The sequence below is a fragment of the Sphingomonas sp. SP4 genome (assembly GCF_058313375.1).
In genome coordinates this window covers 924,882-942,108 of record NZ_JBZFLE010000001.1, presented here as the reverse complement: position 1 = coordinate 942,108, position 17,227 = coordinate 924,882, and the positions used below count along the sequence as shown (strand labels likewise).

General features: G+C 61.0%; 21 protein-coding genes. 14 read left to right on the top strand and 7 right to left on the bottom strand.

The features are described 5' to 3' along the window. Positions 1–350: 350 nt before the first annotated feature. The 8 genes from AC4GYV_RS04680 (at position 351) to AC4GYV_RS04645 (ending at position 6,927) form a co-directional block, all read left to right on the top strand. Complete coding sequence (locus AC4GYV_RS04680; protein WP_491099500.1) at positions 351–743, top strand: DUF6130 family protein; 393 nt, start codon at positions 351–353, stop codon at positions 741–743. 94 nt (positions 744–837) lie between these two features. Further along, entirely contained in the window at positions 838–1,713 is an 876-nt protein-coding gene (locus tag AC4GYV_RS04675; RefSeq protein ID WP_491099499.1) for an alpha/beta fold hydrolase, read from the top strand. A 49-nt stretch (positions 1,714–1,762) separates the two neighbouring features. Next, positions 1,763–2,563 (top strand): alpha/beta fold hydrolase, encoded by an 801-nt coding sequence (locus AC4GYV_RS04670; protein ID WP_491099498.1) that lies wholly within the window; start codon positions 1,763–1,765, stop codon positions 2,561–2,563. A gap of 23 nt (positions 2,564–2,586) precedes the next feature. After that, positions 2,587–3,336: an SDR family NAD(P)-dependent oxidoreductase gene (locus AC4GYV_RS04665; protein WP_491099497.1), complete on the top strand. Its 750-nt coding sequence runs from the start codon at positions 2,587–2,589 to the stop codon at positions 3,334–3,336. Between the two features lie 80 nt (positions 3,337–3,416). Beyond that, entirely contained in the window at positions 3,417–4,373 is a 957-nt protein-coding gene (locus AC4GYV_RS04660) for an MBL fold metallo-hydrolase (RefSeq protein WP_491099496.1), read from the top strand. 148 nt (positions 4,374–4,521) lie between these two features. After that, positions 4,522–4,935 (top strand): hypothetical protein, encoded by a 414-nt coding sequence (locus AC4GYV_RS04655; RefSeq protein WP_491099495.1) that lies wholly within the window; start codon positions 4,522–4,524, stop codon positions 4,933–4,935. Positions 4,936–5,219: 284 nt separating this feature from the next. After that, positions 5,220–5,519, top strand: coding sequence for a CopM family metallochaperone (gene copM / locus AC4GYV_RS04650; RefSeq protein ID WP_491099494.1), 300 nt, complete (start codon positions 5,220–5,222; stop codon positions 5,517–5,519). Beyond that, on the top strand, positions 5,506–6,927 hold the full coding sequence (locus tag AC4GYV_RS04645; RefSeq protein ID WP_491099493.1) for a YncE family protein: 1,422 nt from the start codon (positions 5,506–5,508) through the stop codon (positions 6,925–6,927). Before copM ends, AC4GYV_RS04645 begins: the two co-directional genes overlap by 14 nt. A 208-nt stretch (positions 6,928–7,135) precedes the next feature. On the opposite strand, the gene AC4GYV_RS04640 is transcribed toward AC4GYV_RS04645, so the two are convergent. The 6 genes from AC4GYV_RS04640 to AC4GYV_RS04615 all read right to left on the bottom strand — a co-directional run bounded on the left by AC4GYV_RS04640 (position 7,136) and on the right by AC4GYV_RS04615 (position 11,977). Next, positions 7,136–8,497 (bottom strand): hypothetical protein, encoded by a 1,362-nt coding sequence (locus AC4GYV_RS04640; protein WP_491099492.1) that lies wholly within the window; start codon positions 8,495–8,497, stop codon positions 7,136–7,138. A 116-nt stretch (positions 8,498–8,613) separates the two neighbouring features. Beyond that, on the bottom strand, positions 8,614–8,787 hold the full coding sequence (locus AC4GYV_RS04635; protein WP_491099491.1) for a hypothetical protein: 174 nt from the start codon (positions 8,785–8,787) through the stop codon (positions 8,614–8,616). Then, the gene (locus tag AC4GYV_RS04630) at positions 8,784–9,305 is read right to left on the bottom strand and encodes a DUF302 domain-containing protein (protein WP_491099490.1); all 522 of its coding nucleotides are present in this window, start codon (positions 9,303–9,305) and stop codon (positions 8,784–8,786) included. The genes AC4GYV_RS04635 and AC4GYV_RS04630 overlap by 4 nt, the downstream gene beginning before the upstream one ends. 95 nt (positions 9,306–9,400) lie before the next feature. Then, a complete protein-coding gene (locus tag AC4GYV_RS04625) occupies positions 9,401–9,994 on the bottom strand; it encodes an NADPH-dependent FMN reductase (protein WP_491099489.1) in 594 nt (197 codons plus the stop codon). Between the two features lie 11 nt (positions 9,995–10,005). Then, positions 10,006–11,151: a patatin-like phospholipase family protein gene (locus AC4GYV_RS04620; RefSeq protein ID WP_491099488.1), complete on the bottom strand. Its 1,146-nt coding sequence runs from the start codon at positions 11,149–11,151 to the stop codon at positions 10,006–10,008. A gap of 1 nt (position 11,152) precedes the next feature. After that, positions 11,153–11,977, bottom strand: a complete 825-nt coding sequence (locus AC4GYV_RS04615; RefSeq protein WP_491099487.1) for a 3-hydroxybutyrate dehydrogenase — start codon at positions 11,975–11,977, stop codon at positions 11,153–11,155. A gap of 245 nt (positions 11,978–12,222) precedes the next feature. Between AC4GYV_RS04615 and AC4GYV_RS04610 the strand changes: the two genes are divergently transcribed. The 3 genes from AC4GYV_RS04610 (at position 12,223) to AC4GYV_RS04600 (ending at position 14,351) form a co-directional block, all read left to right on the top strand. After that, a complete protein-coding gene (locus tag AC4GYV_RS04610; RefSeq protein ID WP_491099486.1) occupies positions 12,223–12,672 on the top strand; it encodes a cupin domain-containing protein in 450 nt (149 codons plus the stop codon). Between the two features lie 91 nt (positions 12,673–12,763). Beyond that, positions 12,764–13,960, top strand: a complete 1,197-nt coding sequence (locus AC4GYV_RS04605; RefSeq protein WP_491099485.1) for an MFS transporter — start codon at positions 12,764–12,766, stop codon at positions 13,958–13,960. Beyond that, complete coding sequence (locus tag AC4GYV_RS04600) at positions 13,953–14,351, top strand: carboxymuconolactone decarboxylase family protein (RefSeq protein ID WP_491099484.1); 399 nt, start codon at positions 13,953–13,955, stop codon at positions 14,349–14,351. Before AC4GYV_RS04605 ends, AC4GYV_RS04600 begins: the two co-directional genes overlap by 8 nt. Here the strand turns inward: AC4GYV_RS04600 and AC4GYV_RS04595 are convergent. Beyond that, positions 14,289–15,227, bottom strand: a complete 939-nt coding sequence (locus AC4GYV_RS04595) for a LysR family transcriptional regulator (RefSeq protein WP_491099483.1) — start codon at positions 15,225–15,227, stop codon at positions 14,289–14,291. The two genes, AC4GYV_RS04600 and AC4GYV_RS04595, sit on opposite strands and share 63 nt — an antisense overlap. A gap of 197 nt (positions 15,228–15,424) precedes the next feature. On the opposite strand from AC4GYV_RS04595, the gene AC4GYV_RS04590 reads away from it, so the two are divergent. The 3 genes from AC4GYV_RS04590 to AC4GYV_RS04580 are packed head-to-tail and all read left to right on the top strand — an operon-like array spanning position 15,425 to position 17,226. After that, positions 15,425–15,700, top strand: a complete 276-nt coding sequence (locus AC4GYV_RS04590; RefSeq protein WP_491099482.1) for a BufA1 family periplasmic bufferin-type metallophore — start codon at positions 15,425–15,427, stop codon at positions 15,698–15,700. Positions 15,701–15,704: 4 nt separating this feature from the next. Continuing rightward, positions 15,705–16,532 (top strand): MNIO family bufferin maturase, encoded by an 828-nt coding sequence (gene bufB / locus AC4GYV_RS04585; RefSeq protein WP_491099481.1) that lies wholly within the window; start codon positions 15,705–15,707, stop codon positions 16,530–16,532. After that, positions 16,477–17,226: an HvfC/BufC family peptide modification chaperone gene (locus AC4GYV_RS04580; RefSeq protein WP_491099480.1), complete on the top strand. Its 750-nt coding sequence runs from the start codon at positions 16,477–16,479 to the stop codon at positions 17,224–17,226. The genes bufB and AC4GYV_RS04580 overlap by 56 nt, the downstream gene beginning before the upstream one ends. Position 17,227 lies beyond the last annotated feature (1 nt).

Below are 17,227 nucleotides of genomic sequence, written 5' to 3'. Positions count from 1 at the left end.
GCACACCGCCACCACCCGATGGGCGACGTGAGCCCGCCCGAAATGCGTGCAGCCAATACCAGCAATCGACGCAATATGCAGATCACAAACCCCGAAGCGCTGATCGGGTAGCGTACCGATATACGGTTTGGGTAAGCAGCCATAGTCGCCGCGAGGATTCACAATGGAGTTCTCTGGTGAGCGGCCCGCCTTCTAATTCAAAGCATGGATCAGACGGCGCGAGCGTGGACACCCGCGGAAGGCGACGAGGCGCCGCACCGGCCCCTATCAGCGCTCCAGTGGCAGTTCATCTGGGTTTCGCCACTGCCGCCAGCCGTCAGCATGGCGTCATCGACAGAAATCTGGCCTAAATGCCGGCTGCGACCCCACAAGGACGAACCGCGAGGGACCTTAGAGGTCCAACTCCTCTCGTCCCCATCAAGAACGAGCCTGCACCACGCCTAATCGTGGATCCACCGCTGCCTGAGCCCCTCTCCGAAGGTCGCGTTTTCATCCAGTATGCGACGGAGAACCTGCGTGTCCTGCCCGTTTTTGGAGCCGGCGCCTTGCAGGTTTCGCCCCGCCTCGGGCACTTACATGTCACCGTTGACGATCTTCCCTGGCATTTCGTCGACGCGAGCGGCGAGACGATCATCCTCGTGGGGTTGGAGCCGGGACCACACAAGGTTCTGTTGGAACTGGCCGATCCAACCCACAGCGTCGTTACGCATGAAGTCGTGAGCTTCATCGTGCCTGCGCGATGAAGAGTCGTTGTCGTGATCGAATTGAGTGTCGGCTGCGATGTACTCGGTCGGCCTCCGCTCAGTGTTGGCCGCCTAGATGGAAGGAGACTTGATTATGCCAATGCATACGACAGCCGACGGGACGCAGATTTTTTATAAGGACTGGGGCGGCAGGGATGCTCAGCCGATCGTCTTTCATCATGGTTGGCCGCTGAGTTCCGACGACTGGGATAATCAGATGATGTTCTTCCTCGGAGAAGGATATCGTGTGATCGCGCATGACCGTCGCGGTCATGGTAGATCCAGCCAAACCGACGGCGGCAATGAGATGGACACCTATGCCGCGGACGTTACTGATTTGGTCGAGGCTCTGGACCTCAGGGACGCGATCCATATCGGCCATTCGACAGGCGGAGGAGAGGTCACCCGGTACGTTGCGGGCGCGAGGCCGGGACGGGTAGCAAAAGCAGTCCTGATCAGCGCGATCCCGCCAGTGATGGTGAAGAAGGCGACAAACCCTAATGGATTGCCGATCGAGGTATTCGACGGCTTCCGTAAGGCATTGGCGGACAACCGGTCGAAATTTTATCTCGAAGTGGCTTCCGGGCCATTCTACAACTTTGACCGACCTGGGGTGCAGCCAGTTGAAGCCTTGATCCGCAATTGGTGGCGGCAGGGCATGATGGGAAGCGTCAAAGCAGGCTACGAGTGCATCAAGGCCTTCTCAGAAACGGACTTCACTGAGGACCTAAAAAAGATCGAGGTTCCGGTGCTCGTGATGCACAGCGAAGACGACCAGATCGTGCCCTATGTTGCGGCGGGGCCGCTCGCCGCGAAGCTGCTGAAGAACAGCACGTTCAAAAGCTACAAGGGCCTCCCGCACGGCATGATGACGACCCACCCGGACGTGATCAACAAGGAGATCATGGAGTTTATCCGTGGAGAGTCCGTCTCTCAAGCGAAGGTCGAACAGGGCATGCAGCTCGCCTGACGAAATTGAGGCGAAGAGGGCCGGACGATTTAAGTCCGGCCCTTCGCCGATGTTTGTGGAGAACTCGATGGTGCGTTTTTGGCTAGCAGCGCTTGCGGCAACCTCCCTGCTCATTGGGACGGCAAATGCGCAGATCACCGCAACATCTTCCAAGCCCACGATTGTTCTGGTCCATGGAGCTTTCGCAGAATCTGCGAGTTGGAACGGGGTTATCAGCCGACTTGCGGCCAAAGGGTATCCTATCATCGCAGCTGCAGTCCCGTTGCGAAGTCTCAAGGGCGACGCAGCCTACGTTGGTAGCTTAGTGGCGGCCGTGAAGGGCCCTGTCATTTTGGTCGGCCATTCCTACGGAGGCGAGGTCATCTCAGTTGCGGCTGCAGACCGCCCAAATGTGAAGGGGTTGGTCTTCGTTTCCGGCGTAGCACCGGATGTCGGCGAGAGCGCCGCTTCTTTAGGTGCGAAGTTTCCCACGAGCACACTTGGGGAAACCTTAGCACCGCCTGTTGCGCTCGCTGATGGAACGGCGGACGTCTACATATCTCAGGCCAAATACTGGAAACAATTTGCCGCGGACGTCCCCGAGGCGGAAGCGCTCACGATGGCGATCACACAGCGCCCAATCGAAAAGAACGCGCTGTCGGAGCCGGCTGCTGCACAGTCCTGGAAGCGCTTACCGACGCGATTTGTGTGGGGATCGCTGGACCGTAACATACCCGCCGCTCTGCACGCTTTCATGGCCAAGCGAGCGCATGCGCTCGAGGCGGTTGAGGTTCCCGGGTCCTCTCACGTCGTGATGATCTCTCATCCCGATGTTGTCGCCGACATGATCGACCGAGCAGCAAAGCAATAGTTGTCTGTGGGAGCACCACCATTATGGCCAGGGCACTTGAAGCAAAGATCGCTGTCGTCACCGGCGGAAGCACAGGAATCGGTCTCGCGATCGCTAAGCGTTTTACCGCCGAAGGCGCGAAAGTCGTAATCACAGGGCGGCGCGAAGCGGAGCTCAACGCAGCGATAGCTGAGATCGGCCCGGCCGCGTCCGGAATTGGCGCCGACGCTTCCAAGCTATCCGACCTGGATCACCTGATGGAAGAAGTGCGAGCCTCGCACGGTCGCATCGACGTGCTTGTTGCCAACGCCGGAGGCGGCGCGATGGCGCCGCTGGGGCATATCACCGAGGGCGACTTCGACAGGACCTTCGCAACCAACGTGAAGGGGGTCTTGTTCACGGTGCAGAAGGCTCTGCCGCTTCTGAGCGCTTCGGCCTCTGTTATCCTGACCGGGTCAACGACTTCCGTCGTCGGTAATCCAGCTTTCAGCGTCTACAGTGCGAGCAAGGCGGCGGTCCGCAACCTCGTCCGCAGCTGGATACTGGACCTGAAAGGCACTGGCATACGCGTGAACGTCTTGAGCCCGGGTCCAACGCGCACGCCGGGATTGCTCGGTCTGGTGGCGCCAGAAGAGCAGGAAGCGTTCCTCGCGACAATGGCTGAGAAGGTGCCCCTCGGACGGGTCGCTGATCCAGATGAAATCGGGAAGGCGGCGGTCTTCCTCGCTTCCGATGCCTCAAGTTTTGTGAACGGAGTAGAGTTGTTCGTTGATGGCGGAGAAGCGCAAGTTTGATTGAGGGGCTCTGTCCGCAGCGCAATTCATCGACGGCTCCCGTTTCCGCCGCGATGCAGTCACGATCAAGGAGAGCCCTCATGGAAGAGTTTGACTCTACTCGGACCCGTCAGCCTTGGGTTCATCTGCTTTGTTGCACCGCAATGACGTTGACCGCTGTTGCAAAGGCCGCGCCAACCGTGGCTGCAGGTACCCCATACGACGTAATCAACCGGGCAGCGGCCAGCTCTCCTATTACAGTTCACCGGTTGCGCGGCGGCGTCAGCATGCTTGAGGGGTCCGGCGGCAACATAGGAGTGCTGGTCGGCTCTGGCGGAAAACTGATGGTCGATTGCGGCATTTCAGTTTCGCAGCAGAAGATTCGCAAGGTTCTGAATGACTTGGGTCCCGGGCGCATCCGTTACGCAATCAACACCCATTGGCACTGGGACCACACCGACGGAAATGCTTGGGTTCGGCGCATGGGCGCCAATCTCATCGCTGATCAACACACAGGTCACCACTTGCAGCAGACACTGCGAATTGATGAATGGGGTCATACGTTTGCACCGGTCTCGCCGATCGCTCGCCCGAACGTTCTACTGAGAGGGGCCAAGTCGATTAATTTTGCGCGCGAAAGAGTTCGCATCCGACCCTACCATCCTGGACACACAGACGGCGACCTCTCCGTGAAGTTCGAGAAGGCAAATGTGCTGCAAACCGGAGATACCTTCTGGAACGGCATGTACCCGTTCATCGACTACGTCGCTGGTGGTAGCATCAACGGGGCAATCGCCGAGGCCCGAGCTAATTTGGAGATGAGTGACGCTGGCACTTTGGTGATACCGGGCCATGGCCCAGTAGGCGACCGCGCCGCCCTCGTTGAGTTTCGGGACATGCTAGTGGCAATCCGTGACAGGGTCGCAGATCTGAAACGCAAAGGATTGTCTCTACGCGCAGTACAGGCTGCTCGGCCCACTGCCCCGTACGACGACCGGTGGGGCAAGTCATTGATCGACGGGCAACTTTTTACGGCATTGGTCTACCGTGGAGTTTGAACGCGCACTGCGACCGGGGGTACGCGCACTGCGAGGCGCTGCTTCGGTTTGGTTGCGAGCCTCGCGGCTACAGCGGCGAACGCTCAGAACAGCGGATGTCCGTTAGGTGCAGGCCGATTCCGCGACTTTCGCGGCTTTGCTTGGAGCCGTGATTGGTGGAACGCTCTCGGTGCTTGCTTCTTGGCTTGCCCAGAGAGTTCAGGCGCGATCACAATGGCTGGTTCAGGAGATTAAGCAGCGAGAGAGTCTGTATAGCGAATTCATTGAAGCCGCGTCTTGCTGCTTCGCGGATGCGCTTCAAGCAACTGAGCCCGAAACCGCGCCGCTTGCAAAGCTCTACGCCCAATTAGGTCGAATGAGGCTGTTGTCTTCGGAATCCGTTGTTACCGAGGCAACTACGATCGTCCGCAAGATTCTTGACACTTATGCTGGTGCCAATCGTACCCAGAGGGAAGTGCGGGACCTTCTTTCGCATGAAACGATGAACCTTTTCTCCGCGTTCGCGACTGCCTCACGGCGAGAGCTGATCGAGCTTGAACCGCAGCGGCGCTCTATGCGGTAACGTGGGCAGGTGGGTACCGCCCGGTCTTCATCGTTGAGGCGTGGGGGCGCCCAGACGACCAAATGCTCAGTCTGTGCACGCTGCAGTTCAAATCCTGAGCAATCGCATGCGTCCGCCGCTGCGGTAGCCAGCCTTCGCTAAAGTCCGCTTTTGACCGCAGGGAGACGTTCATGCACTATCGACACCGAATTCCGTTCCGGGCCTCGCAGTTGATCCTGGCGTCTCTTCTGCTTGCGGAGCCTCACAGTGTTGCAGCGGCGCCAAGTGACGACTTCGCGGAGGCCATGCGATCGGCAAGCACGCGCATGCATCACGAAATGAATGTCACGTCCTCAACTGACCCAGACCGCGACTTTGCTACGAAAATGATCGCGCATCATCGCGGTGCCGTCGAGATGGCGCGGATTCAGCTGAAGTATGGGAGGGACGAGCAGCTTCGACGACTCGCGCAAGCGATCATCGTCGAGCAGATGCAGGAGATCGGGGCGATGCAGACAGTGCTTTCGAGGCTTGCATCACCACCGCAGCATCAAGGGTCCTCGGCAACTCACGAGCATTCGGAGGTCGCCCGTGCGAACCGCTAAGGCCTTATTAGTCGCGTTCGGCCTCACAGGAGCGGCCCACGCGCAGCAAGTGCCGAACGGGCAAGCCAATATTCCGGTAAGCAGCCGTGATCGGTTTTACACCGGAGACCAATTTTCGAACACCGTTTCCGTCATCGACCCGTCCACGAACAGCTTGGTAGGGCTCATTCGGCTCGGTGATCTCACGCCCGCCAACCTCAGCCCGCTCTATCGTGGCCAGCTGCTGGTCCATGGCATGGGTTTCTCGCCCGATCGAAAGACACTTGCAGCGGTGTCAATCGGATCGAACTCGGTCACTTTCATCGACACGGCGACTAACGCGGTGAAAGCCACCACCTACGTGGGCCGATCGCCACATGAGGCTTTCTTCCGGCCGGATGGTAAGGAGGTGTGGGTCAGCGTCCGTGGCGAGGACTATGTGGCCGTGCTGGACGGCCGCAGCTACCGCGAGATTGGGCGTATCAGGGTTCCAAATGGCCCGGGCATGACGATTTTCTCGCCGGATGGTCGCTACGGCTACGTTTGCTCAAGCTTCACGCCCGAGACAGTGGTGATCTCGACGAGCAGCAAGCGGATCGTCGGGCGAGTGAAGCAGGAAAGCCCCTTCTGCCCGAACATCGCCGCGACCCCCGATGGCCGGCAGGTGTGGCTGACCCTGAAAGACATTGGCCATGTCATGGTGTTCGACGGACGGCCCCCGTTTGAGGTTCTGAAGACGATCAACACCGGCCCCGTCACCAACCACGTAAACATCGTCAACAATGCAAATGGTCAGTTCGCCTATGTGACAGTCGCGACGGAAAATGTTGTGAAAATCTTCCGCACCAGCGACTTCACCCAGGTCGGAACGATCCCAGTCGGATCGGTTCCGCATGGCCTGTGGCCTTCTGGTGATGGCACTCGACTATATGTCGGGCTCGAGAATGGCGACGGCGTCGCTGCGATCGACACGCTGCAAAACAAGGTCATTGCTACCATCCCTATTGGCCAAGGACCGCAGGGTGTCGCCTATGTGGCCGGCGCAGTGCCGCGCGGTCCCGGAACAGCGAACCTGGTGCCGAGGGACGAGGCGGTCGGCAGCGTGCGGTTGATGCTGAAAGGAACCGGCAGCACACAGGTTACGCTTTTCAACCAAGGCCCGCTGCAGATGCTCCAAGCAGTGCCGAGCGGGCTGCAGCCGGGCGGCAAATATGTGATCGCACTCTCAAACCGCCCGGATGGGAGCGGACCGATAGAACCGCTGGCCGCGTTCTCGGCTAACCCGGCTGGCGCAGCCGTCGTCAATGCCGTTGGCCCGATTAGGCAGTTGGTGCAAGGCGGAGGGCCGGTATCCCGCCGCTACCTCGTCGTCGCATCAGGAACGGCGGCCGCGCCGGGGACCGTGGTGCAGGTGCAGCAGTCGGACTGATTGCGTCAGCGCCCTGCGGTTGCGCACGCCCTGGCCGACTTCGGGCGACTTGCCAGTGATTTTGCGGCGGCTGAACGGCACACGGGAACCTAGGTCGCGCAAATGTCCGCTGTGGGCGCTTAGCCGACCTCCCCTGCCCTATGTCCACTTCTGGCCGTCAGCGGACGGTCCGCTTACGTCTGCTTTCGACCCAAAGCGGACATTCAGTCTAAGAATTTTCCAGCGCGCACAACCTCGCGCTGATTTGCCGTATCTCCGTCCGGAGAAGTCTCTCACGGCGATCAATCGCTGCACGCAGCTTTTCGCGGGCCCTCGCCGCCGCCATCGCCTTCTCCAAATAGGGCAGGATAAATCGGACGGCGTCCAGGTCTTCCCCAGCGTACAGCGTGCCGTCTGGGCGTGATCCGATGAGGAGCCACGCGCCCGCTGAAGGGTCGTTGCCGATCGGCAGGCGGATCGGGAAAAGCGGATCGCAGGGGTCACGGCGCGGACGGTCGTTCCGTCCAATAAGCCATTCATGTGCCCAACGGCGCACTTTTCGAAGGTCAACCCCCGAAGCGCCCACGACCCTTCCATCGAGCAAGACCGCCGATCGCTTAGCATGGATTGCAAGATTGACGTCCGGCAGGACGGCTCTGCATAGGCTTTGGGGCGTGCTGGATCCCTGGCGTAAGAGAAGCTCCGGCATCGTCCGCTTAAGTTTCGCGAGGTCGGGCTGAAACCGATGTTCGGCCCATTCGCTGATGCGGCCGTGCAGGGGATTTAGCAGTACGGCCGCGACTGCTGCGGCCATTGCTCCGGAAATGCTGCCTATGCCCATTCCGAGGTATGACTGGCCGATATTTTCGATCACGGCCTCCGTCCCGCCAAATGTCGCCACCAATGCAATGGTGAGCGTTGCATAGGCCGCGGAGCGGCTGATGATGCTTTCGGCATCGAACAGCCGATAGCGGAGGAGGGAGATCATGAAGCCGAGGGCGACGATGACTACGCCCAGCTGAAACATCCCCTCCCAAAGCGCGGGCATCGCCGGAAGACGCGTCAGTCCTGCAGCTGCACCGCCGCGCGCGCATAGGATCAGGCCGATACCCGCGATGAGCCCGAAGGCCACCCACTTCAGCTGCTGTTTCAGCTCATAGTCCGCCGATCTGCGAAACCGAACGATGAGCGATCCAATGGCGCTTAGGACGCAGAGGATCGCGAAAGGAAGAAAGACGTGGGTAGGCAGCACGTGCAAAACTTCGCCGAAGCCAACAAGGAACACGGCGACACTGACTGCGGCAACCCATCGGGTCCAAGCGGGCAGCCATCGACCATCGGGAAACAGAAGCAAGGCGATGGCGAATAGGAGGAACCGGAACCGATCGAGCAACAACGCGAGCTCAGTGTTGGTGCCGAAGTCGAAACTGCTGGTGATCGTCCACGTCAGGAAAGCCAGAGCCAACAGGGCGGCCACCGGGTCGCGCTGCCGACGATAGAAGAGAATGGCCGCAACGCCGATGAGGGCAGCGGCCTTCACCATTCGCAATGCGAGGATGGCGGAGTGCGGCCCGCTATGAAACGGAGCCAAGGCGGAAACCAAAACCGCGCCGACGGCAAGGCCGCACCATGCCAGTCTGTATAACCAAAGAAGCCTCCCGCTGAGTTGCGGAAGGCTCCCTGGGCCGGACTGCTCCGACGCTTTCGTCATTGCATTCCGGCAGCGGTCGCCAAGCGATCCAGGTGAACCTCGGCATTGGAGAAGCTGCCGTCGACGCACCTTTGGCTACGGCTGCTGCGATTGACGTAATTCAGGACGGTGACGAGATCCCGGCGTGCAATCGGACGCGAAAGATCGAGGCAACGTGAAATCGTCTTCATGGCTGTTTCCTTGCTGCAGAGGCGATCGAAGAGGCGACTTCGCTCGCCATCTTGATCTGGGCGTCGCGGTCACTGAGCTGGTACCGGGCCGCTACGAAGTGGAAGTCCGTCCAGCTGATCCAGACAGACCCGTCATCATCCTGAGTGACGAGCATGCGCACTGGCCAGTCGAGACCGGCAACGGGGTTTGACTGAAGGAATTGAACGCCGAGCGGCGGATTGCCGAACAGCAGCAGGGTCGAGCGATTGATCGGCAGCTTGGCGCTCTCCCCGAGCTTCGTCTGGTCGATTTCGTCGAAGAAGCGGATGCCTTTCGCTGCGATACCCGCCTTGATCCGCGTGATGGTCTCTTCGAACCCGTAGTCGCTGCGCTGCCTGATCACTCCTTCGGCTGGAGCGGAAGCGACCGGAACGGCCGAGTGCGCGGGAGCCAGGATTGGAGAGAGGATGGTCGCCGGGCCAGCAAGCAACAACACGGCCAGGAACTTGGAATCTAGTTTCTTCGATCTGCGGCGCATTGCCAGCCTCCTTTCGAGTACCAGCGGATTGTCACCTTTCGCGGGGCTCAGCGGAAATCGTGATTGGGCATGATCTTCATGCGCCAGACGTATGGTCAGTAAGGCGTTCCATCGGTTCGCGCCTCGGCAAGCGCCCCGACGTACCAAAGGAACTCATCGAGAAAGCGGTTCATTGATCGCATCGTGATCTCGGCCGCCGCACCGTCTTCGCCGATCGTTTCCGCAATGCGAGGGATTGGCAGCACACTGGGGATGCTCGGCATCCCAAGCTCGGCGAGCGTCATCCGCAACTGCATCGCCGCCCGGACGCCGCCGAAGCCGCCGGCGGAGTAGCAGACGATTCCTGACGGCCGCCAAAAATACTCCTCGAGGAAATGGTCGAGCAGGTTCTTGAGCGCCGGCGGGATGCCATGATTGTATTCCGCGCTGACGACGAGAAAGCCGTCGACGCTTCTGTAAAGTTGGGCAAGCCGCTCGAGGTTGTCGGGCGCCTCTCCCTCTGCATGCTCCTTATACATGCGGTCCAGCAGAGGAAGTTGAAGTTCCAGTGGATCGACGACATGCACGTCGTGGCCGCGGTCTTTCAGCTCACGAACGACCATCTGGGCGGCCCGTGTACCCATGCGATCGCGCCGCACGGATCCGAGCAGCACGGCGATCGACCGCTTCGAGTTAGTGCGCTGCAGCATAAGGAAGCCTTTCAGTGAGCCGCGGGCGTCTCGACCATGCGGCCGCCGCTTGCCTCGTGGAGAATGAAGCCTTCGATCTCATCGACCGGCTGACGCCAAGGCGCCTTCTCCAGCGTCTTCATCGTATCGGCGTAGCCGGCCTCGCGACGGTGGCGGATGCCGCTGGCGCTGAAGTCGATATCCTTGCTGTGGTCCTCATAGTCGAGCGCGGGAGCGAGCAAGCGCACGACATGCATCCGTGTTAGGCAACCGTAGGAAGCCATCTCGCCGAACAGGTTGTCGCGCCGCTTTTCTTCCGGAACCATCTTGCTGAGCTCGGCGATCACGTGTCGCATCCGGTGCAGCTGACGCTGCCGCTTGATGTGTGCGGCCGCGCGGCTCGAATATTGCACGTCCTTCTGGCGGTTCATCACTTCCCACATGGTTTCGGGTTCGGGCCCGTGCGGGTTCCAGATATGAACCGCGAATACGACACCGCTGCGCCGCGGATTGTCGTCGAACACGACCTCGACTGGCGTGTTGGAGAGTATTCCGCCGTCCCAATAAAGCTCGCCGTCGATCCGCACTGGCGGGAAGCCCGGCGGAAGGGCCCCGGACGCCATGATGTGGTCGACCGACAGAGGCATGTCGCGGGAGTCGAAATATTTCATCTCCGCTGTACGCACGCAGGACGCGCCAACCGTGATGCGTGTGTCCCCGCTGTTGAGTTGGCCAACGTCGATCAGGTGTTCGAGCGTCCGTCGCAGCGGCGAAACGGAGTAATATCCCGCGGATTCAGCTCCAATGTTGTAATGCGGGCTCGCAAACGCGAGCGGGTTGGGGCTGAAGAACGACGGCACGCCACTTGTGATCGCAAGCATGTTGCGAGTGGCGGTGGCCAGCCAGGCCGGAAGACCGCCGGGAACGAACATGTCGTTCGTGACGCGCGACCAGAATTCGCGAAGCTTCTCGAGCCTGTCTTCGGGTTTGCTGCCGACGATGAGCGCCGCATTGATTGCGCCGATCGAGGTGCCGATCACCCATTGTGGAGCAATGCCAGCTTCATGCAGGGCTTCGTAGACGCCCACCTGATATGCCCCGAGTGCACCCCCTCCCTGCAGGACGAGCACGATCTGACCGAGTTGGGCAACCTCGCTGGCCAACGATTTCGTAGCCATCTCAATGCGCCGTCCAGCCGCCGTCGACGGGCAATGCCGCGCCGGTAATCGACCGGCCGCCCGGGCCGCATAGGAACACCGCCAGCGCGCCGAGCTCATCGACTTCCGCGAAGCGTTTGTTCGGCTGCGCAGCCAGCAGCACGTCGCGAATGACCTGCTCTCGCGTGATCCCGCGCGCCTTAGCGGTATCGCCGATCTGGTTCTCGACGAGCGGCGTCCAGACGTAGCCAGGGCAAATCGCGTTGCAGGTGACGTTATGCTCGGCGCCTTCGAGGGCTACAGTCTTGGTGAGCCCGATCACACCATGTTTTGCCGCCACGTAGGCGCTCTTGAACGGCGAAGCGACGAGCCCGTGGGCCGACGCGACGTTGACGATGCGTCCAAACCCATTCTCCTTCATCGACACGAAGGCCGCGCGCGTGGTGTACCAAGCGGCTGACAGGTTCAGCGCGATGATCGCCTCATATTTGTCAGGCGGGAAGCTCTCGATCGGGCTGACATGCTGGATGCCCGCATTGTTGACGAGGATGTCGACGTGCCCAAAGCCGACAATCGTCTGCTCAACCAAGCCAGCGGCATCGCTGCCGACCATCAGGTTCGCGTCGTTGTAAATCACGCGGCTGTGCGGATGAGCCTGTTCCAGCTCGGCGAGAACGCGATCGATCTCGTCGGGCTTGCCCAGACCATTGATCACGACGTCCGCACCCGCGTGTGCGAGCGCTCGCGCAATTCCGAGGCCGATGCCACTCGTCGATCCGGTGACGATGGCGACCTTACCGTCAAGCGATAGCGAGGTCTGCGATTGTTCCTGGACCTGCATGTCCATCACGGCACTCCTTGTTGAATGTGCCCTTAGGATGCTGACCGGCGCCATTTTGCGGAAATGCGTTTCGTGCATGGACTCCATGCTGCCTTGCGATTTTCGCTGAGGCGCCAGCTCCTCCATTTTGATGGTGCGTCGGGAAGGCCGGCTCCTCAGCCGATGACGCACGGGAATACAGAGGAAATCCCTCGCATCCTGCAGCCCGGCCTTCCTCGGCGGTCCAATTCAGACTGTTCAAGGAGACGGCAATGTTCAATCTCAAGATCAAGCTCGCAACGGTCGCTATTGCCGTTTCGGCGGTGGCGGGCTTCGCCGTCCCAGCGAACGCCAGCCAGTGCCCGAAGGCCGGAAGTAGCGAACTCGCCAACGCACCGACGATGCCGAAGGGCGTCACGGATACCGTGATCTCCTCCGTCGACCTCGGTCCGGAAATCGGGGTGGATGGACGCCAGCTCCGCACCCGTCGCCTCGTCGTTCAGCCAGGCGGCGTCGTCCCGCTGCATAGCCACAAGGATCGGCCGGCGCTGATCTACACGCTGAGCGGATCGATCACCGAATATAGCACGGCCTGCGCGGCTCCGATCGAGCACAAGGCCGGCGACATTAGCCGGGAAGCCGACGGCCTCAGCCACTATTGGGTCAATCACGGCAAGGTGCCGACGGTCCTGCTGTCGTCGGACGTCTATCACGGCAAGTAAATAACCCCGGCCGGCGCCCCGCTCCCCTCCGCCGGCCATTCCTGGCGTCCCGCCTCGCCCCGGGCGGGACGCCAATTCAAGAGAAAATCAAATGCTAGACATCGCTCCCCGCATAGACGTCGCCCAAGCACCGGGATTGTCATTGCGGCAATCGTTCCTGATCGCGGTCATCGGTTTCCTGACGCTCGTCGATCTGTTCGCGACGCAGGCAATCCTACCAAGCCTTGCGCACGTTTACGGTGTTGCTCCGTCGAAAATCGGCCTGGCCGCCAATGCGAGCACCTTGGGCATGGCGGTATCCGGTCTCCTGATGGGCGTCATCAGCGGGGCACTGGAGCGAAAGCGCGCCATCGCGTTGAGCCTCATGTTCCTGTCAGTGCCGACAGCTCTCCTCGCTTTCGCACCCAACTTGACGGTGTTCGCAATCCTGCGTGTGACTCAGGGCCTCTTCATGGCTGCAGCATTTACGCTGACGCTGGCGCATTTGGCCGAGCGCTGCGCCGTACGCACAGCGAATGCTCTCGCGGCATACGTTACCGGTGTGGTCGCGAGCAATCTTATCGGCCGCCTGACCGCCGCATTTGTGGCCAGCTTGGTTGGAGCGGAACAGAGTTTCCTGTTCTTCGCGCTACTAAACCTGGCCGGTGCGGCTTTGGTAAGCCTGGCGCTTCACCAAAATGCACCCCAGCCAATGGCGCGTGTCGGGCGTTTCTGGGCTCCCTGGTTCGAACAGCTTGCAGATCCGGCTCTCCGCAGGACCTTTGCGATAGGCTTCCTGATCTTGTTCGGGTTCATCGGCGTCTTCACCTACGTCGGCTTTGTCCTGATGCGGCCCCCGCACGCGCTTTCGATGACAGCGCTTGGCCTAGTTTTCCTGGTGTTCTTGCCGTCCATGATCACAACGCCTCTCGCAGGCGCGGTGGTTCGCGCCACCGGACCTGGCACGGCCTCAGCCGCCAGCCTCGTAGTCGCGCTCCTCGGGCTCGCCCTGATGCTCGTGCCGAGCCTCGTCTCGATCATTCTAGGCATGACTTTCGTAGGGATAGGCACGTTCTTTGCCCAAGCCGTCGCAACGGGTCATGTCGGGCGCATCGCGCGAAATCATAAGGCGGCCGCCAGTGGCCTCTACCTCTCGGCTTACTATTGCGGAGGCCTCGCGGGGGCGGCCGTCATCGGGATCCTCTTTGACGGCTACGGTTGGTCCGCAGCCATCGGAGGTGTCTTCATTGCTTTAGCGGGTGCAGCGATTCTGGGGGTCGGGCTGCGTCAAAGGAGTTCCAATGAGTGATCGTTACCGCCGCGGCATCGACATCGCCGAGCGGCTCGCCGCGGACAAGCTCGCCCATTTCGTGAAGAGCGGCGTCGCAGAAGTCGCGCCGGACTTTGCTCGCATGGTCATCGAATTTGCGTTCGGCGACATTTATGCGCGCGACGGCCTCGACCTGCGAACCCGCGAGTTGATCGCGATAGCTGCACTTGCAGCCAGTGGGACGGCTGGCCCCCAATTACGGGTACACGTGGAGTCGGCCGGAAGCGCAGGCATCAGCAAGCCCGAAATTGTCGAGGTCTTGATGCAGATCGCACTGTACGCCGGCTTCCCCGCGGCGCTGAATGCCCTAGCCGAATGCCACGACCTTCTCACCGACGACGATTGTGTCGCCGGTGGAGCTTGCCGGTAGCCTGCTGTCCGGCCAGGGGAACCGGCGCGCTTCCTGAACGAATGCGCCGACGGCCGGCGAATGCGGCCTTCCACGGACGGTTGCCAGATAGACGGTGCGATAGAAGCTAGGATCGACCAACGGGCGAACGGCAAGGTCCGGGTAAGTGACGCTGAACTCGGGGAAGAAGCCGAGTCCAAGCCCGGCTTTGATCATCCCCTGGACCCAGTCGTCGCGAGGCGAGCTGAACACCTGGCGCAAGAAGACGCCGCGGCCGTTCAGCTCCTTGCGGACCGGTTCGAACACCTCGCAATTGGACCGGCTGACGTACGGCTCCTTGTCCAGCTCGGCCGCGGGGATTTCGTCGAACATCAGGAGCCGGTGGTCTGGCGGTAACACGATCACGAACCGTTCTTCGAAAATCGGAAGCTGATGGAGGGATCCTGGCAGTTCGTCCGGCACACCGACAACGGCGACTTCCAGCTCACCTTTCTCGAGCATCTCGATCATCTCGGGCGCGCCCGCGTCTACGACCTGCACCTCTACATCTGGGTGAGCCGCCTGAAACCGGACCAGGAGGTCGGACATCAGGGAAGGTCCGATCGTGCACATCGTTCCGATGGTCAGCGTAACGCGCTCAAGGCGCTTGGCCGCACGTGCCTGATCGCGGGCTGCGCGAGCGCTTTCCTCCACCGTCTCCAGATAGGGAAGCATCATCCGTCCAAGCTCGGACAGGTGGGTGTTGCCGCGCTCGCGGTGGAACAGCGGTCCTCCGAGCTCATGTTCAAGCTGTTGGATCGCCCGCGTCAATGCTGGCTGACTGACGTTGCACTGCTCCGCCGCGCGCGTGAAGTTGAGCGTCCCCGCAAGCGCCACAAAATACCGGACTTGCTGCATTTCCATAGGCAGTTCCCGAGCGGCCGACGGCGGCACATGCCTTACACCGCCGAAACGAACTAGACCACAAGCTCATGCGCACCGCGCATCGAACCGATGCGCTCTCGGTCTGCGACGCATGAGCCGTCATCCACGAGAATAGCCGCGGACCTGAGGCGATTCTTTTCGTCGAGGCCCAGAGAAGGAGACGAAATCCAATGAAGATTGGCACAATTGCTATCGCGAGCGCCGCCGCGGCGCTCGTTTCAACCGTAGCCGTCGCAAGCCCCGTCAAGCCGCAGCCGGGCAAGGACAAATGCTACGGCATCTCGCTTGCCGGCAAAAACGACTGCGCGGCCGGTGCGGGCACGACCTGCGCCGGTACCTCCAAGAAGAACTACGCCGGGAACGCCTGGAAATATGTCGCCAAGGGTACTTGCGCGAGCATCAAGACGCCCAAGGGCAACGGCTCCCTGACTCCGATCGGACGGTGACGCCATGACCCCCACCGCCGGAATCGGCTTCAAGCCCCAGCATTTTCACGAGGCCCTCGCCTCTCCGGCGGTGGGGCTTTGGTTCGAGGTACATGCCGAAAACTACATGGTCGCCGGCGGTCCTCGCCTGGCGATCCTCGAAGCAATCCGAAGGGTGCGTCCAGTGTCGCTGCATGGCGTCGGAATGTCCCTCGCGGGTGCCGATGATCCTGATCCCGAACATCTGGCGTCTCTGAAACAACTGGTCGACCGGTTCGAGCCAGCGCTCGTGTCGGAGCACCTCGCCTGGTCGCGTCTCGACGGCCGGTGCTTTCCCGATCTGCTTCCGGTCCCGCGCACGAATGAGGTTTTGGCGCGGTGCGCAGCCAACATCGGTCGCGTACAGGATGCGCTCCAGCGCCAGATCCTGATCGAAAATCCCACTCATTATCTCGCGCTTCGCGACCACAGCTGGAGTGAGACGAGCTTCCTTGCCGAGCTCGCTCGCCGCAGCGGCTGCGGACTGCTCATCGACGTGAACAACGTCGTGGTCGGCGCGCATAATACGGGCTTCAAAGCCTCGGAATGGCTCGACGCGATTCCCGCCAATCGTGTCGGCGAAATCCATCTCGCGGGCCATTCACTCGATGCGGAAGGCACGTTGCTCATCGACAGTCACGACGAGCCCGTGAGCGAGCCCGTCTGGACTCTCTACGAAGAGTTCGTTGAGCGCATCGGTCCGCGCCCGACACTGATCGAACGGGACGGCAATGTCCCAGCCTTTGCCGAGCTCATGAATGAGCGCCGGCGCGCGCAGGGCCTGCTCGTCGAAGACATCTCCCTTGCCGCCTGATCTCGCATCCTTTCAGCGGCAATTCGTCATTGCGCTCGATAGGCCCGCGCACGGCGCGATGGCGGTCTATCGAAACACGGTGATCCACGGCGCGGTCGAGGCCCTCCGCTCAAACTACCCCGTCGTCGAGCAGATCGTCGGCCCGGAAATGTTCGATCATATTGCCGTCGATTTCGTGTCGACCTGTCCGCCACGGTCGCCCATCCTCGCGCTTTATGGCGCCGAGTTCGCGGATTGGTTGCGCCACCAGAACTGGATTGCCGATCTTCCGTACCTCGCCGATGTCGCAAGAGTAGAGCGCCTGCACCTGACATGCCTGTTCGCTCCGGATGCGGGCGAACATCCCGTTGGTGGAGATTTCGCCCTTCGCTTGCATCCCGCCGTCCGCTTCGCCTGGCTGTCGACACCCGCAATGAGCATCTGGCTCGCGCATCAGCAGCCAAACGTTCCGGAGATTGCGCCGGAATGGAAAGGTGAAGGTACGCTCTTCACTCGGCCGGAGCCTTTCACGACTCACGCGGTCATCACGGGAAAAGCTGCGCATCGGCTCCTTGCGGGACTGCGTCTAGGCGAAAGTCTCGGCGCCAGCATCGCGGCTGCGGCCGCGCTCTTCCCGCGAGAAGATTGCACCGCCGTCTTTGCATCACTCGTCAAACTGGGCGTGTTCGCCGCCCCTCCCAAAGAAAGGTACTGAA